Below are 15,894 nucleotides of genomic sequence, written 5' to 3'. Positions count from 1 at the left end.
ATATTTTAGCGGAGGTGAAGTATGGTGAAAAGAACGTGTAATGTGATTGCTTTTATCGCCGTTTTGGCGGTTCTTTTCGGGGTCATGAGCACGACTCCTATATTGGCGCAGGATGTTTTTACGGGGAATCCGGTGGCTAAGATAGCAAAAGAAACGTCTCCAGCAGTAGTGAATATTGACGTGGAAACCATGGTTACTCGGTCAGTAATGCCTTTCCCTGATGACCCTATCTTCAGGCAGTTCTTTGGCGATGAGTTTCAACGATTTTCTCGCACTATTCCAATGAAGGGTCGTGGCTCTGGTTTTGTTGTAACAGAAGAGGGACAGATTTTGACAAATAACCATGTAGTAGAAGGTGCTGATAAAATTACAGTGACTCTTTCGGATGGCCGAACGTTTCCGGCGAAGGTTCTTGGCACAGATCCCACTTTTGATTTGGCTGTCATTAAGATCGAAGCAAAGAAACTTCCTGTATTAAACTTGGGTGATTCTGATCGTTTGGAGGTAGGGGAGTGGGTCGTAGCCATAGGAAACCCCTTTGGACTTGAACACACTGTAACGGTGGGAGTTATTTCTGCTAAAAATAGAAGTATCCATGCTGGAGATGTTAATTTTGAAGGTTTTTTACAAACTGATGCGGCCATTAACCCTGGGAATAGCGGCGGCCCCCTCATTAATCTTTCTGGGGAAGTAGTGGGCATTAATAGCGCTATTGTCCCGTATGCTCAAGGGATAGGTTTTGCTATTCCTATAAACATGGCGAAGCAGGTTATGAATGACTTGGTAAAATATGGCAAAGTTAAACGAGGATGGTTAGGAGTGTATGTCCAGCCTCTTACCAAGGAATTTGCCTCAGCTTATGGCGTAAAAGAAGAGGAAGGAGCTGTTATTAGCGATGTGGTTCCGGGCTCTCCTGCGGCAAAGGCTGGGCTTCAGCGTGGAGATGTAGTAACAGCTGTAAATGGGAATAAAATTAAAAACCATCAAGATTTTGTCTATAAAATTCGGCAATCTATGGCTGGAGACAAAGTAGAGATTGACATCGTCAGGAAAAGAGATGTGCAAAAAGTAACGGTGAAGTTGGCAGAAGTATCTTCTTCTCCAGATGGGGCAGAGGATACAACTCAGGCTCCTAAGACTTCAGAGCTTTTAAGTACCATCGGTTTGCGGGTGAGTGATGTTACAAGTCAGCTGCGTTCGAAGTATGGACTTAAGAGAGATGATGGTATTGTTATAGTTGGGGTTGAAGCTGGCTCTTTTGCTATGAGGTCGGGCATTCGAGAGGGAGATATGATTTTAGAAGCTAACGGGCGAAAAATAGCCAAAGTAAGCGACTTGGATAGGGCTGTTGGTGAGAAAGACCGTTCTGTGGTGCTTCTTCTTGCGCGGGATGGACGAACGTTCTTTGTGTCTATGAGTTTTTAGTGAGTTTGTTTTAACTCATAATCAAAATCAAATAAAATAATACCCGAGAGCTTCTAGGGGAGTCACATCCCAGAAGCTCTCGGGTTGTTTAGTAGGTGTCATAATCGGAAAGTGCGTTACTGTCTAACTTAAAAGCAAGGGTGAACGAAGACCCCTTCCCAATTGTTGATTGTATATCCATTTGAGCTCGATGGAGTTCTGCTATACGTTGTACCAAAGAGAGGCCAAGTCCATAGCCGCCGCCAGTTCGAGCAGTATCGGCACGCCAAAAGAGATCTCGGCACTTTTGAATGGCATATTCATCCATACCTTGTCCTGTATCCCATACCCTCAGATAAGCTTTTTGCTTTTTTATATCGCTCCATGTTTCCACTCCGATGGTTCCCCCTTCGGGAGTGTATTTGCTGGCATTATCTAAAAGGTTTGAGACGACCCGAGTAAGCAAATCCAGGCTCCCAAAAACTGGAGCAAAAGAAAGCTTCTGCTTCAGGATTTGGTGTCTTGATTTCTTTATGAGAGGAGCCATGTTTTCACAGGCTTCATCGGCGGCCATAAGAAGGTCTATTGGCTCCATCCATTCGGGACCTGCAAATTTTGAGAAACGGGATAGCTCCAAAATGGCCTCGACTATTTGCTGCATATTATCTACATGCATTCGAATTTCTTCAAACTTTTGTTGGTAATATTGAGGTTCTCTTGGGGTCATAAGGGCTATCTCTATTTTCCCTTTTATAACGGAAAGAGGCGTTCTCAGTTCGTGACTTGTATCGGCAGAAAGCTGCTTAAGCTGAGCCATGGATTCGTCATACTGGTTCAGAAGGTCGTTTACGTTATTGCGCAGTTCCACTAGTACTGGTTGCTCCCCGAGAAAAGGGATTCGAACATGGTCTTCTTTCTTTCGCTGTTTATGTAAACTGATAGCTACCTTTCGGAGGGGGATCATAAAACGGAGCTCCATATGCCAATAACAAAAAAGAAAAGTAAGAATTACAATTGTTACGGCCCAGAACAAGTGCGCAATGATAATTTTCCCGGTCTTATAGGACCAGATGCCAGCTACAATAGAGACAAAAATAACAAGCATGGCAAAAAGGGACAACCTGACTAACTTCAGATTGCCCCCCCGTCTTGTTATAACATTATAAGAGAATCTCTTCAGTAGTTTGAGTAGTTTGCGAGGTCGCAAAGCTTATCACTGGCGCATTGTTGGCGCCCGTTTAACTGCACTCGGGGCAACTAACTTTATACCCTACTCCTCGTACGGTTACTACAATTGTGTCCAAACCGTATTCGCGAAGCTTGTCTCGCAAATATTTAATATGGACATCCACTACGTTGCTCGTTCCATCATATTCTTTTTGCCAAACTTGAGAAATAATCTTTTCCCTGGTAAAAACCTGATTTTCATGACGCAAAAGAAGATCCAAGATATCGAACTCTCTTCTTCTCAGTGGTAAAACATCATTTTCTACTCGGCATTCCCGAGCAACAGGATCCATTGTGAGAGGTCCACAGTGAAGTAAATGATGTTGTAGGTCTACATTCCGTCTTAACAACGTTCTAACACGTGCAAGTAGCTCGCGGAAATCAAAAGGTTTTACAAGAAAATCATCTGCACCTTTATTGAGGCCTTCCACTTTATCGTCTACGCTGTCTTTGGCTGTCAAAATAATGATAGGTGTAACTACTCCGTCGGCCCGAAGTCTGTCAAGTACTTCTAGACCGCTAATTCCTGGCAACATAAGGTCCAGAATAATACATTCACATTCTGGATTCTTTGCCTTCTCCAGGCCCTCTTCTCCTGTATAAGCTCGCTCCACAGAGTACCCACTCTCTGCAAAGCCTTCGGCGAGAACCTGGACAAGATCCTTATTATCTTCGATAATAAGCAACGACATGTCTATCCCCCCCCCGCTCCTAGATTTTTGCAATTTACGTTAACTCTTTATTATTTAACCATATCTTTAAAACCATGTCGAGTGCAGAATTAGATATTCTATAAAATTCTGTATTTTTGCCGAGGGTATTTTTCTACGGAATGGGCAATTGTCAGAATCTTATCATCGTGATAATATTGCTAAGACCCTTTACTAGGATATACAGGTAGATGTATTTCTTGGTTTCGGGATTTTAGCCTATGAGGTGAGTTATATGCTAGAGAAAGAGCAGAAACAGCAGATCATTGAGGAATTTCGTACACACAGTGCTGATACTGGGTCTCCTGAGGTTCAGGTTGCAATGTTAACCACTCGCATTAGAGAACTGACGGAACACATGAAAAAGCATACGAATGACTTCCATTCAAGACGGGGGCTTCTTAAGATGGTTGGTAAGCGGCGTAAGCTTCTTCGCTATCTGAGAGACAAAGATTTTAACAGATACAAAGAGCTGATTGAGCGACTTGGGCTTCGTCACTAATCGAGTGAAGATTAGATCTTTTTTTCTTAAAAAAGAATGAAAGTTTTGTGCGAGAGCGGCTGTTGGCTCTCGCACTTTTTTTGCTCAATGTGTTATTCTTATCCAGTGAATTTCGAAGAGGTAGAAAATAGAGGAGGAACAACGTATGGAAAAGAAATTTTCAATCGAGATCGGAGGTCAGCTTATGACCTTTGAGATGGGGAAAGTGGCTAAACAAGCGAATGGAGCTGTTGTAGCCCAAGTTGGAGATACAGTAGTTTTAACAACTGCCTGTATCAACGATACCCCGAGAACGGGAATAGATTTTTTCCCATTAGTGGTGGATTTTGAGGAACGTTATTATTCGGCCGGGAAAATTCCAGGTGGGTTTATTAAAAGAGAAGGACGTCCTACTGAAACGGCTATATTGAGTGCTAGAGTTGTGGATAGGTCCATCCGATCCCTCTTTGATGAAAATCTGAGATACGAAGTTCAGGTTGTGGCTACGGTTCTATCTGTAGATCAGTTGAACCCGCCGAGTGTGTTGGCCATTAACGCAGCTTCTGCAGCCCTTATGATTTCTGAGATCCCTTGGGGAGGCCCTATTGGCGCGGTGCGAATCGGGTATATAGATGATCAGCTTGTAGTGAATCCGACAGAAGAAATGATGGCAAATTCTAAACTGGATTTGCTTGTTTCTGGTCATAAAGATGGTATTACAATGGTGGAGGCTGGAGCTAATGAAGTATCGGAAGAACTTCTTGTAGATGCTTTGGATCTGGCCCATGCAGAGATAAAAAAGATAGTGGCGCTGCAGGAAGAGATGCGGAAAGAGATGGGGAAAGAAAAGGTAGAAATACCAGCCCCAGAGGTATTGCCAGATATAGATCAATGGCTCCATGAATCAATGCAGCAAAGTGTCTATGAAGCGGTGTGTATTCATAAGAAGAAACCCCGGGCAGATAGGATTCAGTCTATTAAAGATACAGCAATAGACCGTTTTGCAGAAACCTATCCTGAATCTGAAGGGTACATTAGCGCTGCGGTTGATGAGATGGTTAAAAAGACTATGCGAGCCCGTATTCTAGACGAACATGTACGAGTCGATGGGCGAGCAATGAACCAAATTCGTCCCATCACATGTGAAGTGGACGTATTGCCACGGGTACACGGCTCAGCTTTATTTACTCGAGGTGAGACTCAAGCGCTTGTTGTTGCCACTCTTGGTATGATGGGTGTTGATGATCAGATTTTGGACGGCCTTAAACAGGATGAGCCAAATAAACGCTTCATTCTTCACTATAATTTCCCTCCTTACTCTGTTGGTGAAGTTCGCCCCATGAGGGGGCCGGGACGAAGAGAGATTGGTCATGGAGCGTTGGCAGAACGAGCGTTGCGCCCCATGATTCCAGATGAAGTAGATTTCCCTTATGTCGTTAGAATAGTATCTGATATTCTCGAATCCAATGGTTCCAGCTCTCAGGCCTCGATTTGTGGTGGAAGTCTGGCCCTTATGGCAGCCGGAGTTCCAATAAAAAAGCACGTGGCTGGAATAGCTATGGGGCTTATCAAAGAGGGAGAAAAAGTAGAAATCCTTACGGATATTCAAGGTCTGGAAGATCATTATGGAGATATGGATTTTAAAGTTGCTGGAACTCGAGACGGTGTTACTGCCCTGCAAATGGATAATAAGGCTGGAGGTATTACGCGAGATATCCTTAAGAAAGCTTTGAATCAGGCCCAAGAAGGTCGAATGACTATCCTCAATATTATGGGATCGGCCATTTCCCAGCCTACGGAACTTTCTCCGTATGCTCCTCGAATTTACGTTACTCATATTGATCCTGAAAAGATACGAGATGTTATTGGGCCAGGTGGTAAGATGATTCGCAGCATTACGCAAGAATCTGGTGCGAAAATTAATATAGAAGATTCAGGGGAAGTTTATATAGCGAGTACGACCAGCGAAGGGGTAGAAAAAGCTCTTGCTATGATCAGGGGGCTAACGAAGGAGTTAGAGCCAGGAGAGATATATCTCGGGAAGGTAACCAGAATAATGAATTTTGGTGCTTTCGTAGAGTGCCTCCCTGGAAAAGAGGGGCTTTTGCATATAAGCGAGATAAGCCCTCATCGTGTAGGGAAAGTAGAGGATGTCTTCTCTGTGGGGGATGCTGTTCTTGTCATGGTAAAGGAAATAGATGATATGGGACGGACGAATTTGACTCGTAAAAAACTTTTTGACCAAGAAGATCGGGTGGTAAAAGAAGGATTCGCCTCCTCTTTAAACGAAGAAAAAACACGAGAAACTCTTATTGCTTCTCAGGTGGCGGCTGCCGCTGCCACTCGTCCCACAAGCACTGGGCGCCGTACCGGTGGGTATGATCGCAGTGGAAAAGAAAGAGGGGGGCAGGATCGCCGCTCTCAGGGAGGCCCTCGCCGATGAGACGAGTTTCGGTAAAAATTGTCCGGCAAAGTAAGGACATCCCTTTACCGGAATACGGGACCCCTTATTCATCAGGAGTGGATCTTAGGGCTTCAGAAGAGTTGGTGCTACAGCCAGGAGGATGGGGAAGCGTAGGGACTGGACTGTACATAGAGTTACCTGAAGGCTATGAGGCTCAGGTGAGACCTCGTAGTGGTTTAGCTTTACGCTCGGGCGTCACTGTGCTTAATGCTCCAGGCACTATTGATAGCGATTATCGTGGAGAGATACGGGTTATTTTGATTAACCACGGTGAGTCTCCTTACCACGTAAAACCAGGAGATAGAATAGCTCAGATGGTTCTAGCTTCCGTGGCGCAGCTAGAATGGGAAGAAGTTTCCAATCTCTCTCTTTCACAGCGGGGAGAGAGCGGTTTTGGAAGTACTGGAATGAATTGATGCTGGTTGACATTCTGGCGCAGAGGTAGTATAAATCTCGCCAAATAGGCATATCTGAATATCTACGGCAATGAAGGGAAGAGTAGTTTAAGTTCAAGCTGAACAGAGAGGAGAGGTTATAGGCTGAAAGCCTCTTCCAGCGGACTTTTACGAAAACCATCCTGGAGTCGGCATCGAAGCCTTTAAAGGATAAGGTGCAGGGGAGTGCCCCTTATAGCGCAAAGAGGGCCAACTTTTAATAAAAAGTTGGAACTGGAGTGGAACCGCGATCAAGCCCACATCGTCTCCAGAAAGAGCGATGTGGGCTTAATTATTTTCAGCAGGGAGGTATTCAGATGTTTGAATTGAAAGGGCCAGATGCCAAGGAATTGTCTCTGGAAGAAGGAAAGGTTCTAGACGTTTTAAAGAAGTGGGGTGCCCATAAAGGGGCAGTGGCAGCCAAGCTGAATGGTCAGCTTCTAGATCTATCGGCAGATATTCATGAGAGCGGAACGCTTGAAGTTGTTGATGAAAAGAGCGAGGAAGGGTTAGAAATTCTTCGCCACTCAACAGCGCACTTAATGGCACAGACCTTCCAGACTCTTTATCCTGAGAGTCGTTTTGGGATAGGGCCTTCTATTAAAGATGGCTTTTATTACGATATGGAACTGCCGGAAACTATATCGGAAGAAGATCTTCCAAAAGTAGAAAAGGAGATGCATCGCTTAGCGAAGCGAGCTTTTCCTCTTGAAAGGGTTGAGCTTTCTAAAGAAGAGGCTATAGAGTTTTTTAAGAAGCGCAATGAGATCTATAAGGTAGAGCTTATAGAAGAGATAGATGCTCCTACAGTAAGTCTCTATAAGCAGGGAGATTATGTAGACTTATGTCGTGGCCCTCATATCCCCAATACATCCTGGATAAAACACTTTAAACTTCTTTCAGTGGCAGGGGCATATTGGAGGGGCGACGAGAAAAACATAATGTTAACTCGTGTCTACGGAACTGCGTTTGCTGATGAAGAGTCGTTGGAAGCGTATATTACAAAAATTGAAGAAGCTAAAAACAGGGATCATCGGAAAATAGGGAAGGAACTTGATCTGTTTAGTATTCAGCCTGAAGGGCCTGGCTTTCCCTTTTTCCACCCCAAGGGTATGGTGATTCTCAATAAATTGACGGAATTCTGGCGGCAGGTGCACGAAAGAAACGGATATTGCGAGATCAGAACGCCCCTTATACTTGACCGCAGCCTTTGGATCCGCTCTGGGCACTGGGATCACTATCGAGATAATATGTATTTCACAGAGATTGATGAGATGCCTTTTGCTATTAAACCTATGAATTGTCCTGGTGGAATTCTTATTTATAAAAACCAGATCCGAAGCTATAGGGATCTCCCGTTGCGTATGGCGGAGCTTGGCACAGTACATAGACATGAGCGATCAGGAGTGTTGCATGGGTTAATGAGGGTTCGATGCTTTACCCAAGATGATGCTCATCTTTACTGTACGCCAGATCAAGTTAAAGATGAAATAAAGGGCATTATGAGATTATGTCAGTATATTTACAGAGACGTTTTTGGTTTTAAGTATACAATGGAACTTTCCACCCGGCCGGAGAATTCCATGGGATCAGAGGAACAGTGGCGTGTAGCAGAAGGGGCGTTGCAAGAGGCGCTAGAGGAAACTAATATGGACTATCATATAAACCCTGGAGATGGGGCTTTTTATGGGCCGAAGATAGATTTTCATCTTGAGGATTGTATTGGTCGGACCTGGCAATGTGGAACGATTCAGCTTGACTTCCAGATGCCTGAGAAATTCGACCTATCTTACGTAGGCGCTGATGGAAAAGAGCACCGTCCGGTAATGCTTCATCGGACTATTTTAGGAAGTTTGGAGAGATTCTTTGGCATACTTATAGAACAATATGCCGGCGCTTTCCCCTATTGGTTGGCCCCAGTGCAGGTGAAATTACTTTCTATTTCTGAAGATTTCTTGGGATATGCCAAGGAAGTGCAGGAGCAATTAGCAAATAAAGGTATTCGAGTGGAAGTAGATAGCCGAGATGAGAAGTTAGGAAAGAAAATTCGTGACGCTCAAATGCAGAAGATTCCCTATATGGTAGTCCTTGGGGAAAAGGAGATGTCAAATAGAGAAGTGGCTCCTCGAGAGAGGAGTAAAGGAGATCTCGGTGCCATGTCTATAGAAAAGTTCTTAAATATATTACTTAAAGAGGAGTTTAACCCTCTTGTTTGTAGGTAATTGCTATATTTAGAAGACTGTGATATAGTTCTCTCTATCAAACAAAGTAGAGGCCACCCTCTCACCTGGTGACGCGAATAGCTGTTGCCTGGTTAGACTGTAAAAGATTTGTGTGCGTACAGTATGAGGGCCGGTGGTTTTCCATCGGCCCTTTTTTATATTTATCACGGAGGTGAAAGGTTATAGCCAAGAGAGAAGAAGGGGAACCCCGCGTCAATGAGGAAATTACCGCGAGGGAAGTTCTGCTGATCGATGAAAACGGAGTAAAAATAGGTGTAACTGCTGTAGAAGAAGCTTTACGAATGGCTGAAGAAAGAGGGCTGGACCTTGTAGAGGTTGCTCCTCAGGCTAAAGTGCCTGTATGTCGCATTCTTGACTACGGTAAATATCGTTATCAGCAGCAGAAAAAAGAAAAGGATGCAAGGAAAAAACAAAAGGGCCAGACCTTGAAAGAGATGAAGATGCGCCCGAAAATTGATGAGCACGATTATGATTTTAAGGTTCGGGCTGTGCAGAATTTCTTGAAGAATGGGCATCGAGTAAAGGTCTCTGTCTTCTTCCGTGGTCGTGAGATGGCTTTCCTTGACAAGGGGCGGGAGGTTTTGGAGAGAGTGATTCGCGATTGCGAAGGCTTGGGGAAACATGAAGGCGAACCTCGAATGGAAGGCCGCTATATGAGGATAATGATTACTCCTGCAGGGCCGGTAAAGCCCAAGGAAGGGAGTAATAAACAGCCGAAAAAAGACCAGAACAATCAAAACACCGATAATCCGAACCAGGGTTCTTCCTCTGGAAAAACTGAATAAACGTTGGAGGATTATATTTCTTTATTGGAAGGGGGTATTTATTATGCCTAAATTGAAATCCCATTCTGGTGCGAAAAAAAGATTTGCAGCTACAGGTACTGGAAAGTTTGCTTATAGGAAAAATGGAAGAGGGCACCTTTTGACAGGGAAGAGCAGAAGCAGAATTCGTCGTCTTCGTAAGGCTGGATATGTTTCTGATGCATTGACTACAGATATGAAACGGCTGCTTCCTTATAGCTAGGGGCAAGATGCATTCATAGATTTTAAAACTTTTAATAGATAGATTGAAAGAGGTGACATGCTATGCCTCGTGTTAAGGGTGGTAGCACAAGCAATAAGAAAAGAAAGAAACTTTTTGCCATTACAAAAGGATATTGGGGCAGAAAGAAAAATGTTTACAGAAGAGCACGAGAAGCTTTCCTTCATTCCCTTTCGAGGGCTTATGATGATCGTAAGATTAAGAAAAGAGAGTTTCGTCGTTTGTGGATTACTCGTATTAATGCTGCGGCACGTGCTCAGGGGATGTCATATAGCACCCTGATGAATGGGCTTAAGAAAGCCGGCATCTCTATCAATAGGAAGATGCTTTCTGAGTTGGCTATTAACGACATGCCAGCCTTTGTAAGATTGGTGGAGCAGGCTAGAGACGCTTTGGGGCTGTAATTTTGAAAACCTATAGTTCTCTCAGAGTAGAGAGGACCATTGTTGGAGGGTTCCTATCGCTAGTCGTGGTAGGAACCTTCCTTATATGGACCCTCAATATGGCGTGGGGGAAGCCTATAGCTTTTGTTGATGCTCTTTTTACGGCGACATCTGCTTTGTGTGTTACTGGGCTTTCTGTTGTGAATACTGGGCAGGACCTTTGTTTAGCCTCTCAGTGGGTTGTTTTGGCTCTGATACAACTTGGGGGGTTAGGGGTTATGACTGCCGCTACAGCTCTTCTTTTGCTGCTGCGGCAAAAGATAGGGATCCGTCAACGGCTCCTTTTTGCTGGAGGATTAGGTTTGGATACTCCCGCCGGAGCAGTTCGCCTTTTGATGAAAATACTTAAAATGACAATTCTCATAGAGGGGCTGTGCTGCATCCCTCTCTTTATTGCTTTTGTTAAAGACTATTCCCCAGTCCGAGCACTGTACCTCGCTATTTTTCACAGTATAAGTGCTTTCTGTAACGCAGGCTTTTCTCTTTTCTCCAACAGTTTGGAGGGGTATGCCAATACGTTTTGGGTTCCGGCGACTATTATGTTTCTTATTGTTTCTGGTGGTGCAGGATTCCTTGTGTTATCTGGAGTTTGGCGATACACCACTCGGGGTGAAAGTTTAGCTCCTCATTGCCGTTTTGTTTTGGTTGTTACGGCAGGATTGATAACTGTTGGCACGACTCTTTTCCTTATTTCAGACTGGGATGGTGCGTTTCAAGGGATGTCTCCTATTTTGAAAATTTGGAACGCTCTTTTCCAAAGTATTACTCCTCGTACAGCGGGATTTGATGCAATTAATCAAGCGCAATTTTCTTCTTTGGGGTTATTTATAACGTGCTTGCTGATGATTATAGGAGCATCTCCTGGATCTACTGGTGGTGGCATAAAAACGACAACGTTTGGCTTGCTTATGGTATCCACCTTCACAGAGTTGCGAGGAAAAAAACATGTTGTTCTGTGGAATAGAGCTGTTCCTATGGACAATATACGGCGGGCACTAACGCTTACGGTCCTTTATTTCGGTACAGTTTTGATGAGTTTAATTGCTCTATCTATAACAGAATCAGTTCCTTTCCATACCCTTATTTTTGAAGCTTTTTCCGCTATGGGGACAGTGGGCCTTTCGTTGGGTATCACTTCTTCCCTTTCTTCTATAGGTAAAATGATCCTTGTCTTGTTGATGTTCTGGGGGAGGGTTGGTATCCTTACATTCATGTATGGCATAGTGAGTCATGAGACAAGAGATAATGTAAACTATGCTACAACGAATATACCGATAGGCTAGGAGGCTTGTTATGGCCGAAGAGCGAAAAATGATATTAGTAGTTGGTTTGGGGCGTTTTGGGTTTTCTCTCTGCGAGAAACTGGCAGCATTGAATCAATATGTTGTAGGTGTTGATGCAAACCCTCTAAAGGTAGAAGAAGTGGCGGATATTATAGATTTAGCAGCTCAGTTGGATGCTACCGATGAAGACGCTCTTATAAAAGTAGGTGCTAAAGAGGCGGATATAGCAGTGATTACTATTGGAGAGAATGTGGAGGCTAGTATTTTGGCTACTACAATTATTAAAGGGTTTAATATCCCTCTCGTTGTAGCACGAGCCCAGACGGCTCTCCATGCAAGGGTGCTTTCCCGTGTTGGAGCCCATAGAGTCATATTTCCCGAGAGAGATATGGGGCAACGGGTAGCGGAACAGTTTGTTCATCCTTGGTTGACGAGTTTTTCTCAACTTCCCGGTGGGGACTATCTTGTGGGTGAAATTACGCCGCTTGCTGAGATGATAGGTAAGACCTTGGCAGAACAAGAATTTAGGAAAAAGTATAATGCAATGGTGTTGCTTTTCGATAGGAAGGGGTCAAGATTCCTTCCTTCTGCCGATACAGTTGTTGAAAAGGATGACCGACTTTTGATAGCCGGTAAAAAGAAAGACCTGGATATACTGCTTGAAATTATTCAGGAAGAACGAAAAAGGGAGGGTAATGGGGCGTGAGTGAAATATACGATGACATTCAAAAGTGTAGAAAAGATTTCCTCGACCAGCTTAGACAGGCTCGAACGGCAGATGAGATACAGCAGATAAAGGTTCACTTCCTCGGTAAAAAAGGGAAAGTCACTGCTCTGTTGAAGACTCTTGGTTCGTTGCCTCCCGAGAAAAGGCCAGAAGTAGGACAGCTCGTCAATAAACTTAGAGATGAGTTGGAAGAAAATCTGGAATCGAGTAAGGTCTCTCTGGAAAAACGAGAAGCAGAGATTGCTGAAATGCAAGATCAGATAGATGTAACACTTCCTTCTCGAGGACGTTTATGGGGAAGCTTCCATCCAGTAGTTCAGGTTACTATGGATGTAATTAACATTCTTTCTGGTTTAGGGTTTTCAGTGGCTCTTGGTCCAGAGATAGAAGATGATTTTCATAATTTCGAGGCTCTGAACATTCCTTCTTATCACCCCGCTCGAGATATGCAGGATACGTTTTATTTTGATGACAAGCACTTGCTTCGTACCCATACGTCTCCTGTGCAGGTTCGTTCCATGCTGAAATATGGAGCTCCACTGCGGATTATTTGCCCGGGGAAAGTATATCGTCGCGATAGTGACCCGACCCATTCTCCTATGTTCCATCAAGTAGAAGGACTTTTAGTAGACCGCGATGTCTCTATTGCAGACTTGAAAGGATGTCTAGAAGTTCTCATACGTAGTATTTTCGGCAGACCGTTGGCTGCGCGTTACCGGGCAAGTTATTTCCCCTTTACCGAGCCTTCTCTTGAACTAGACATAGAATGTATAGAGTGTTCTGGGAAAAATCCTCATTGTCGAATTTGTAAGGGAACTGGGTGGTTGGAAATTGGCGGACTTGGAATGATTCATCCTAACGTATTGAAAGCTGGCGGAATAGATCCATCAGTTTATAGTGGATTTGCTTGGGGAATGGGGCTTGATCGTATAGCTTTATTGAAGTACAAATTAACGGACCTCCGCGTACTTTTTGAAGGGAATGTTCCCTATCTTCTTTCCGGGAGGAATAAATCATGTTAATGTCCTGGAATTGGTTAAATAGTCTTGTTTCTATTCCTGCTTCATTAAAAGATGTAGCAGAAAAACTTACGGTAACTGGCTGTGAGATAGAAGGTATTACCTATCCCTGTGAAGAATTATCTGGAGTATGGGTTGCGAAAATTATATCCCTTAAACCTCATCCGAATAAAAGCTCTCTTTTTGTAGTTCAGTTGGATTATGGAAAAGGTGAAGCCTATTGTGTAACGGCTGCTACCAATCTTAAGGAGGGAGATTTGATTCCTTATGCTCCTCCGCAGGCAGTACTTGCCGACGGGACAGTATTGTCTGAGCGAGATTTTGATGGGGTAGTGAGCCAGGGAATGATGCTTTCTGCCGAAGAAATTGGATTACCTGATATTGCTGATGAATTTGGCATTTTACGTTTGCCAGACGATGCTCCTGTAGGCGCAGACCTGAAAAAATATCTTCGATTAGACGATGCGGTCTTAGATGTTTCTGTAACGCCTAATCGAGGGGATTTACTCAGTGCACTTGGTATAGCTAGAGAAATTTATGCTCTTTTCCCCGATGCCGTAGGAAGAAAAAATATGAAAAATCGTCCCGATGAAGGACAACTTTGGCCGATGGATTTTCGTACACCTACTCTTAAGGACGGAGGGTGTCGCCGCTATCTTCTGGGGCTCGCTACAGATGTGAAAATAGGGCCGTCTCCACTGCCTATACGGATCCTTCTCTCTCTCATGGGGATGCGTCCGATCTCGAATGTTGTGGATGCGACTAATTTAGTAATGCTTCTTATGGGGCAACCTCTCCATGCTTTTGATTTAGACCGTTTGCCTGAACGGGAAATAACGGTGCGATCCGCGAAGGACGGAGAGCATATGACAACTCTTGATGGGAAAGAGCGAGTGCTTGACTCGTTAGACCTCCTCATTACGAGTAACGGTGTCCCTATTGCTCTTGCTGGAGTCATGGGAGGAGAAAGCACTGAAATTTGTGATACTACCAAAAACGTGGTTATAGAAAGTGCCAGTTTTGATCCTGTTCGGGTCAGTCGAACATCTCGCCGCTTAGGGTTGAATAGCGAAGCGTCGTTCCGGTATGCTAGAGGAGTAGATCCAGAGCTTGTCTACCCAGCTATGGCTTGTGTTTTGTCTCTTCTAAAGGAGTGGGGAGCTGCTCATACAGAATGGAATGTGCTGTCGGCAATCAATGATATTCCAGCAAGCAGGGATGTCGCTTTAACGAGAGAGAAACTGCAAAGAATTTTGCTCTGGGATGATTTGGAAGAATCTTCTCGCATTCTTAATCGCTTGGGTTTTATAGAGAAAGAGAAGAAGGATAATATAAGAAAGTTTCAGGTCCCTTCGTATCGGCCTGATGTCTCCATAGAGGAAGATCTTGTGGAGGAAGTAGCTCGAATTCGGGGCTACAATGATATGCCGAGTCGTCTCCCTCGCAATATGAGTAGCCGGGGTGATCATGGCGCTTTAATGGAACTTCGGTCTCATCTACGACAGATAGCTTTAGCTCGTGGGTATGTGGAAGTCATAACATATAGTTTCCTTCCTCCATCCTATACCAAGTTTTTCTGTCTTCCAGAAGACGATAGAAGGGCTTATCTTTCTGCGCTCTCTAATCCTTTGAGCACAGAATTATCTGTTATGAGAACTTTTATGATACCTGGTCTCTTAAATGCGCTTGCTTCATCGTTACGTACCGGCTGGAGAGAGGCAGTGCGTATTTTTGAACAAGGACGGGTCTTCTTGCAAGATGCTGAAGCTGAGAGTGGCATAAAAGAAGAAGAACACATTGCCGGCCTCGTTTACCCTGGTCGAGATATAAGAAAAATTCACAAAGATAGTGATTTGGAAGATTTCCTTTCAGTTAAGGGAGATGTGGAGGCCATTATATCTAGTCGGGGGTACGCATGCCGTTTTATTCCTGGAACAGAGCCTTTTGGCCATTGTGGTCAGACGGCCCATGTTTTCGTTAATGGGAATAGAGTGGGATATTTGCTACGTCTTAAGCCTTCTCTGGAAAGAGAGCTCGATCTGGGATCTCCCATCTATGTCTTTGAGTTGGCGTTAGAGCCTCTTTTGACGGAACGCCAGCCTGTTTTTGTTGAAAATCCGCCTTATCCGGCGGTACATCGCGATATTTCTCTTATTGTCTCTCAGGAGAAATTAGCGGGTGATGTGGAAATGGAGATACGCAAGGCGGCAGGGGAACTATTATGGAACCTTCGACTCTTTGATGTTTATGTAGGGAAGGGTATCCCGGAAGGGACACGAAGTTTGGCTTTTTCTTTAGCCTACCGTAATCCAGCTCGTACCCTCAGTGATGAAGAAGTGGATGCTGTACATAATAAAGTTAGAGAAGAAATGGTTGTACAAGGCTATACCCTTCGATAATTTTGCAGAGAGAGGA

At 44.2% G+C, this 15,894-nt stretch carries 14 protein-coding genes and 2 other annotated features; of the genes, 12 read left to right on the top strand and 2 right to left on the bottom strand.

The window, feature by feature from the left end:
- Nucleotides 1-21 precede the first annotated feature (21 nt).
- Nucleotides 22-1,425 carry a DegQ family serine endoprotease gene (locus B4J50_RS00355; protein WP_286846331.1) on the top strand — a complete coding sequence of 468 codons (1,404 nt, stop codon included), beginning with the start codon at nt 22-24 and terminating at the stop codon, nt 1,423-1,425.
- An 88-nt stretch (nt 1,426-1,513) separates the two neighbouring features.
- Here the strand turns inward: B4J50_RS00355 and B4J50_RS00350 are convergent, their stop codons facing one another.
- Both B4J50_RS00350 and B4J50_RS00345 read right to left on the bottom strand, forming a co-directional pair.
- The gene (locus B4J50_RS00350) at nt 1,514-2,524 is read right to left on the bottom strand and encodes a sensor histidine kinase (protein WP_286846330.1); all 1,011 of its coding nucleotides are present in this window, start codon (nt 2,522-2,524) and stop codon (nt 1,514-1,516) included.
- Nucleotides 2,525-2,642: 118 nt separating this feature from the next.
- Nucleotides 2,643-3,323 (bottom strand): response regulator transcription factor, encoded by a 681-nt coding sequence (locus B4J50_RS00345; protein WP_286846329.1) that lies wholly within the window; start codon nt 3,321-3,323, stop codon nt 2,643-2,645.
- A gap of 253 nt (nt 3,324-3,576) precedes the next feature.
- Between B4J50_RS00345 and rpsO the strand changes: the two genes are divergently transcribed.
- The 11 genes from rpsO to pheT all read left to right on the top strand — a co-directional run bounded on the left by rpsO (nt 3,577) and on the right by pheT (nt 15,878).
- On the top strand, nt 3,577-3,843 hold the full coding sequence (gene rpsO / locus B4J50_RS00340; RefSeq protein WP_024822480.1) for a 30S ribosomal protein S15: 267 nt from the start codon (nt 3,577-3,579) through the stop codon (nt 3,841-3,843).
- A 145-nt stretch (nt 3,844-3,988) separates the two neighbouring features.
- Nucleotides 3,989-6,265: a polyribonucleotide nucleotidyltransferase gene (locus tag B4J50_RS00335; RefSeq protein ID WP_286846328.1), complete on the top strand. Its 2,277-nt coding sequence runs from the start codon at nt 3,989-3,991 to the stop codon at nt 6,263-6,265.
- Nucleotides 6,262-6,702 carry a dUTP diphosphatase gene (dut, locus tag B4J50_RS00330; RefSeq protein ID WP_286846327.1) on the top strand — a complete coding sequence of 147 codons (441 nt, stop codon included), beginning with the start codon at nt 6,262-6,264 and terminating at the stop codon, nt 6,700-6,702. Before B4J50_RS00335 ends, dut begins: the two co-directional genes overlap by 4 nt.
- 61 nt (nt 6,703-6,763) lie before the next feature.
- Nucleotides 6,764-6,993: a binding site (T-box leader), on the top strand.
- Nucleotides 6,994-7,037: 44 nt separating this feature from the next.
- Entirely contained in the window at nt 7,038-8,942 is a 1,905-nt protein-coding gene (thrS, locus tag B4J50_RS00325) for a threonine--tRNA ligase (protein WP_286846326.1), read from the top strand.
- A 38-nt stretch (nt 8,943-8,980) separates the two neighbouring features.
- Nucleotides 8,981-9,105, top strand: a sequence feature (ribosomal protein L20 leader region).
- A 19-nt stretch (nt 9,106-9,124) separates the two neighbouring features.
- Nucleotides 9,125-9,748 (top strand): translation initiation factor IF-3, encoded by a 624-nt coding sequence (infC, locus tag B4J50_RS00320; protein ID WP_024822476.1) that lies wholly within the window; start codon nt 9,125-9,127, stop codon nt 9,746-9,748.
- A gap of 43 nt (nt 9,749-9,791) precedes the next feature.
- On the top strand, nt 9,792-9,989 hold the full coding sequence (gene rpmI / locus B4J50_RS00315) for a 50S ribosomal protein L35 (RefSeq protein WP_286846325.1): 198 nt from the start codon (nt 9,792-9,794) through the stop codon (nt 9,987-9,989).
- Nucleotides 9,990-10,051: 62 nt separating this feature from the next.
- On the top strand, nt 10,052-10,411 hold the full coding sequence (rplT, locus tag B4J50_RS00310; RefSeq protein WP_024822474.1) for a 50S ribosomal protein L20: 360 nt from the start codon (nt 10,052-10,054) through the stop codon (nt 10,409-10,411).
- A gap of 2 nt (nt 10,412-10,413) precedes the next feature.
- A complete protein-coding gene (locus tag B4J50_RS00305; RefSeq protein WP_286846323.1) occupies nt 10,414-11,733 on the top strand; it encodes a TrkH family potassium uptake protein in 1,320 nt (439 codons plus the stop codon).
- A 10-nt stretch (nt 11,734-11,743) separates the two neighbouring features.
- The gene (locus B4J50_RS00300) at nt 11,744-12,439 is read left to right on the top strand and encodes a potassium channel family protein (protein WP_024822472.1); all 696 of its coding nucleotides are present in this window, start codon (nt 11,744-11,746) and stop codon (nt 12,437-12,439) included.
- Entirely contained in the window at nt 12,436-13,482 is a 1,047-nt protein-coding gene (gene pheS, locus B4J50_RS00295; RefSeq protein ID WP_024822471.1) for a phenylalanine--tRNA ligase subunit alpha, read from the top strand. The genes B4J50_RS00300 and pheS overlap by 4 nt, the downstream gene beginning before the upstream one ends.
- The gene (gene pheT / locus B4J50_RS00290) at nt 13,476-15,878 is read left to right on the top strand and encodes a phenylalanine--tRNA ligase subunit beta (protein ID WP_286953867.1); all 2,403 of its coding nucleotides are present in this window, start codon (nt 13,476-13,478) and stop codon (nt 15,876-15,878) included. Before pheS ends, pheT begins: the two co-directional genes overlap by 7 nt.
- Nucleotides 15,879-15,894 lie beyond the last annotated feature (16 nt).

Origin of the sequence: Aminobacterium sp. UBA4908 (assembly GCF_002398115.1) — a bacterium.
Classification (GTDB): Bacteria; Synergistota; Synergistia; order Synergistales; family Aminobacteriaceae; genus Aminobacterium; species Aminobacterium mobile.
This window is presented reverse-complemented; position numbering and strand designations above follow the sequence as displayed.

Bases quoted from the DNA above. Each gene is read 5' to 3' on its own strand.
- B4J50_RS00355 (WP_286846331.1), top strand. From the start codon at position 22: ATGGTGAAAAGAACGTGTAATGTGATTGCTTTTATCGCCGTTTTGGCG.
- B4J50_RS00345 (WP_286846329.1), bottom strand. From the start codon at position 3,323: ATGTCGTTGCTTATTATCGAAGATAATAAGGATCTTGTCCAGGTTCTC.
- rpsO (WP_024822480.1), top strand. From the start codon at position 3,577: ATGCTAGAGAAAGAGCAGAAACAGCAGATCATTGAGGAATTTCGTACA.
- B4J50_RS00335 (WP_286846328.1), top strand. From the start codon at position 3,989: ATGGAAAAGAAATTTTCAATCGAGATCGGAGGTCAGCTTATGACCTTT.
- dut (WP_286846327.1), top strand. From the start codon at position 6,262: ATGAGACGAGTTTCGGTAAAAATTGTCCGGCAAAGTAAGGACATCCCT.
- thrS (WP_286846326.1), top strand. From the start codon at position 7,038: ATGTTTGAATTGAAAGGGCCAGATGCCAAGGAATTGTCTCTGGAAGAA.
- rpmI (WP_286846325.1), top strand. From the start codon at position 9,792: ATGCCTAAATTGAAATCCCATTCTGGTGCGAAAAAAAGATTTGCAGCT.
- rplT (WP_024822474.1), top strand. From the start codon at position 10,052: ATGCCTCGTGTTAAGGGTGGTAGCACAAGCAATAAGAAAAGAAAGAAA.
- B4J50_RS00300 (WP_024822472.1), top strand. From the start codon at position 11,744: ATGGCCGAAGAGCGAAAAATGATATTAGTAGTTGGTTTGGGGCGTTTT.
- pheT (WP_286953867.1), top strand. From the start codon at position 13,476: ATGTTAATGTCCTGGAATTGGTTAAATAGTCTTGTTTCTATTCCTGCT.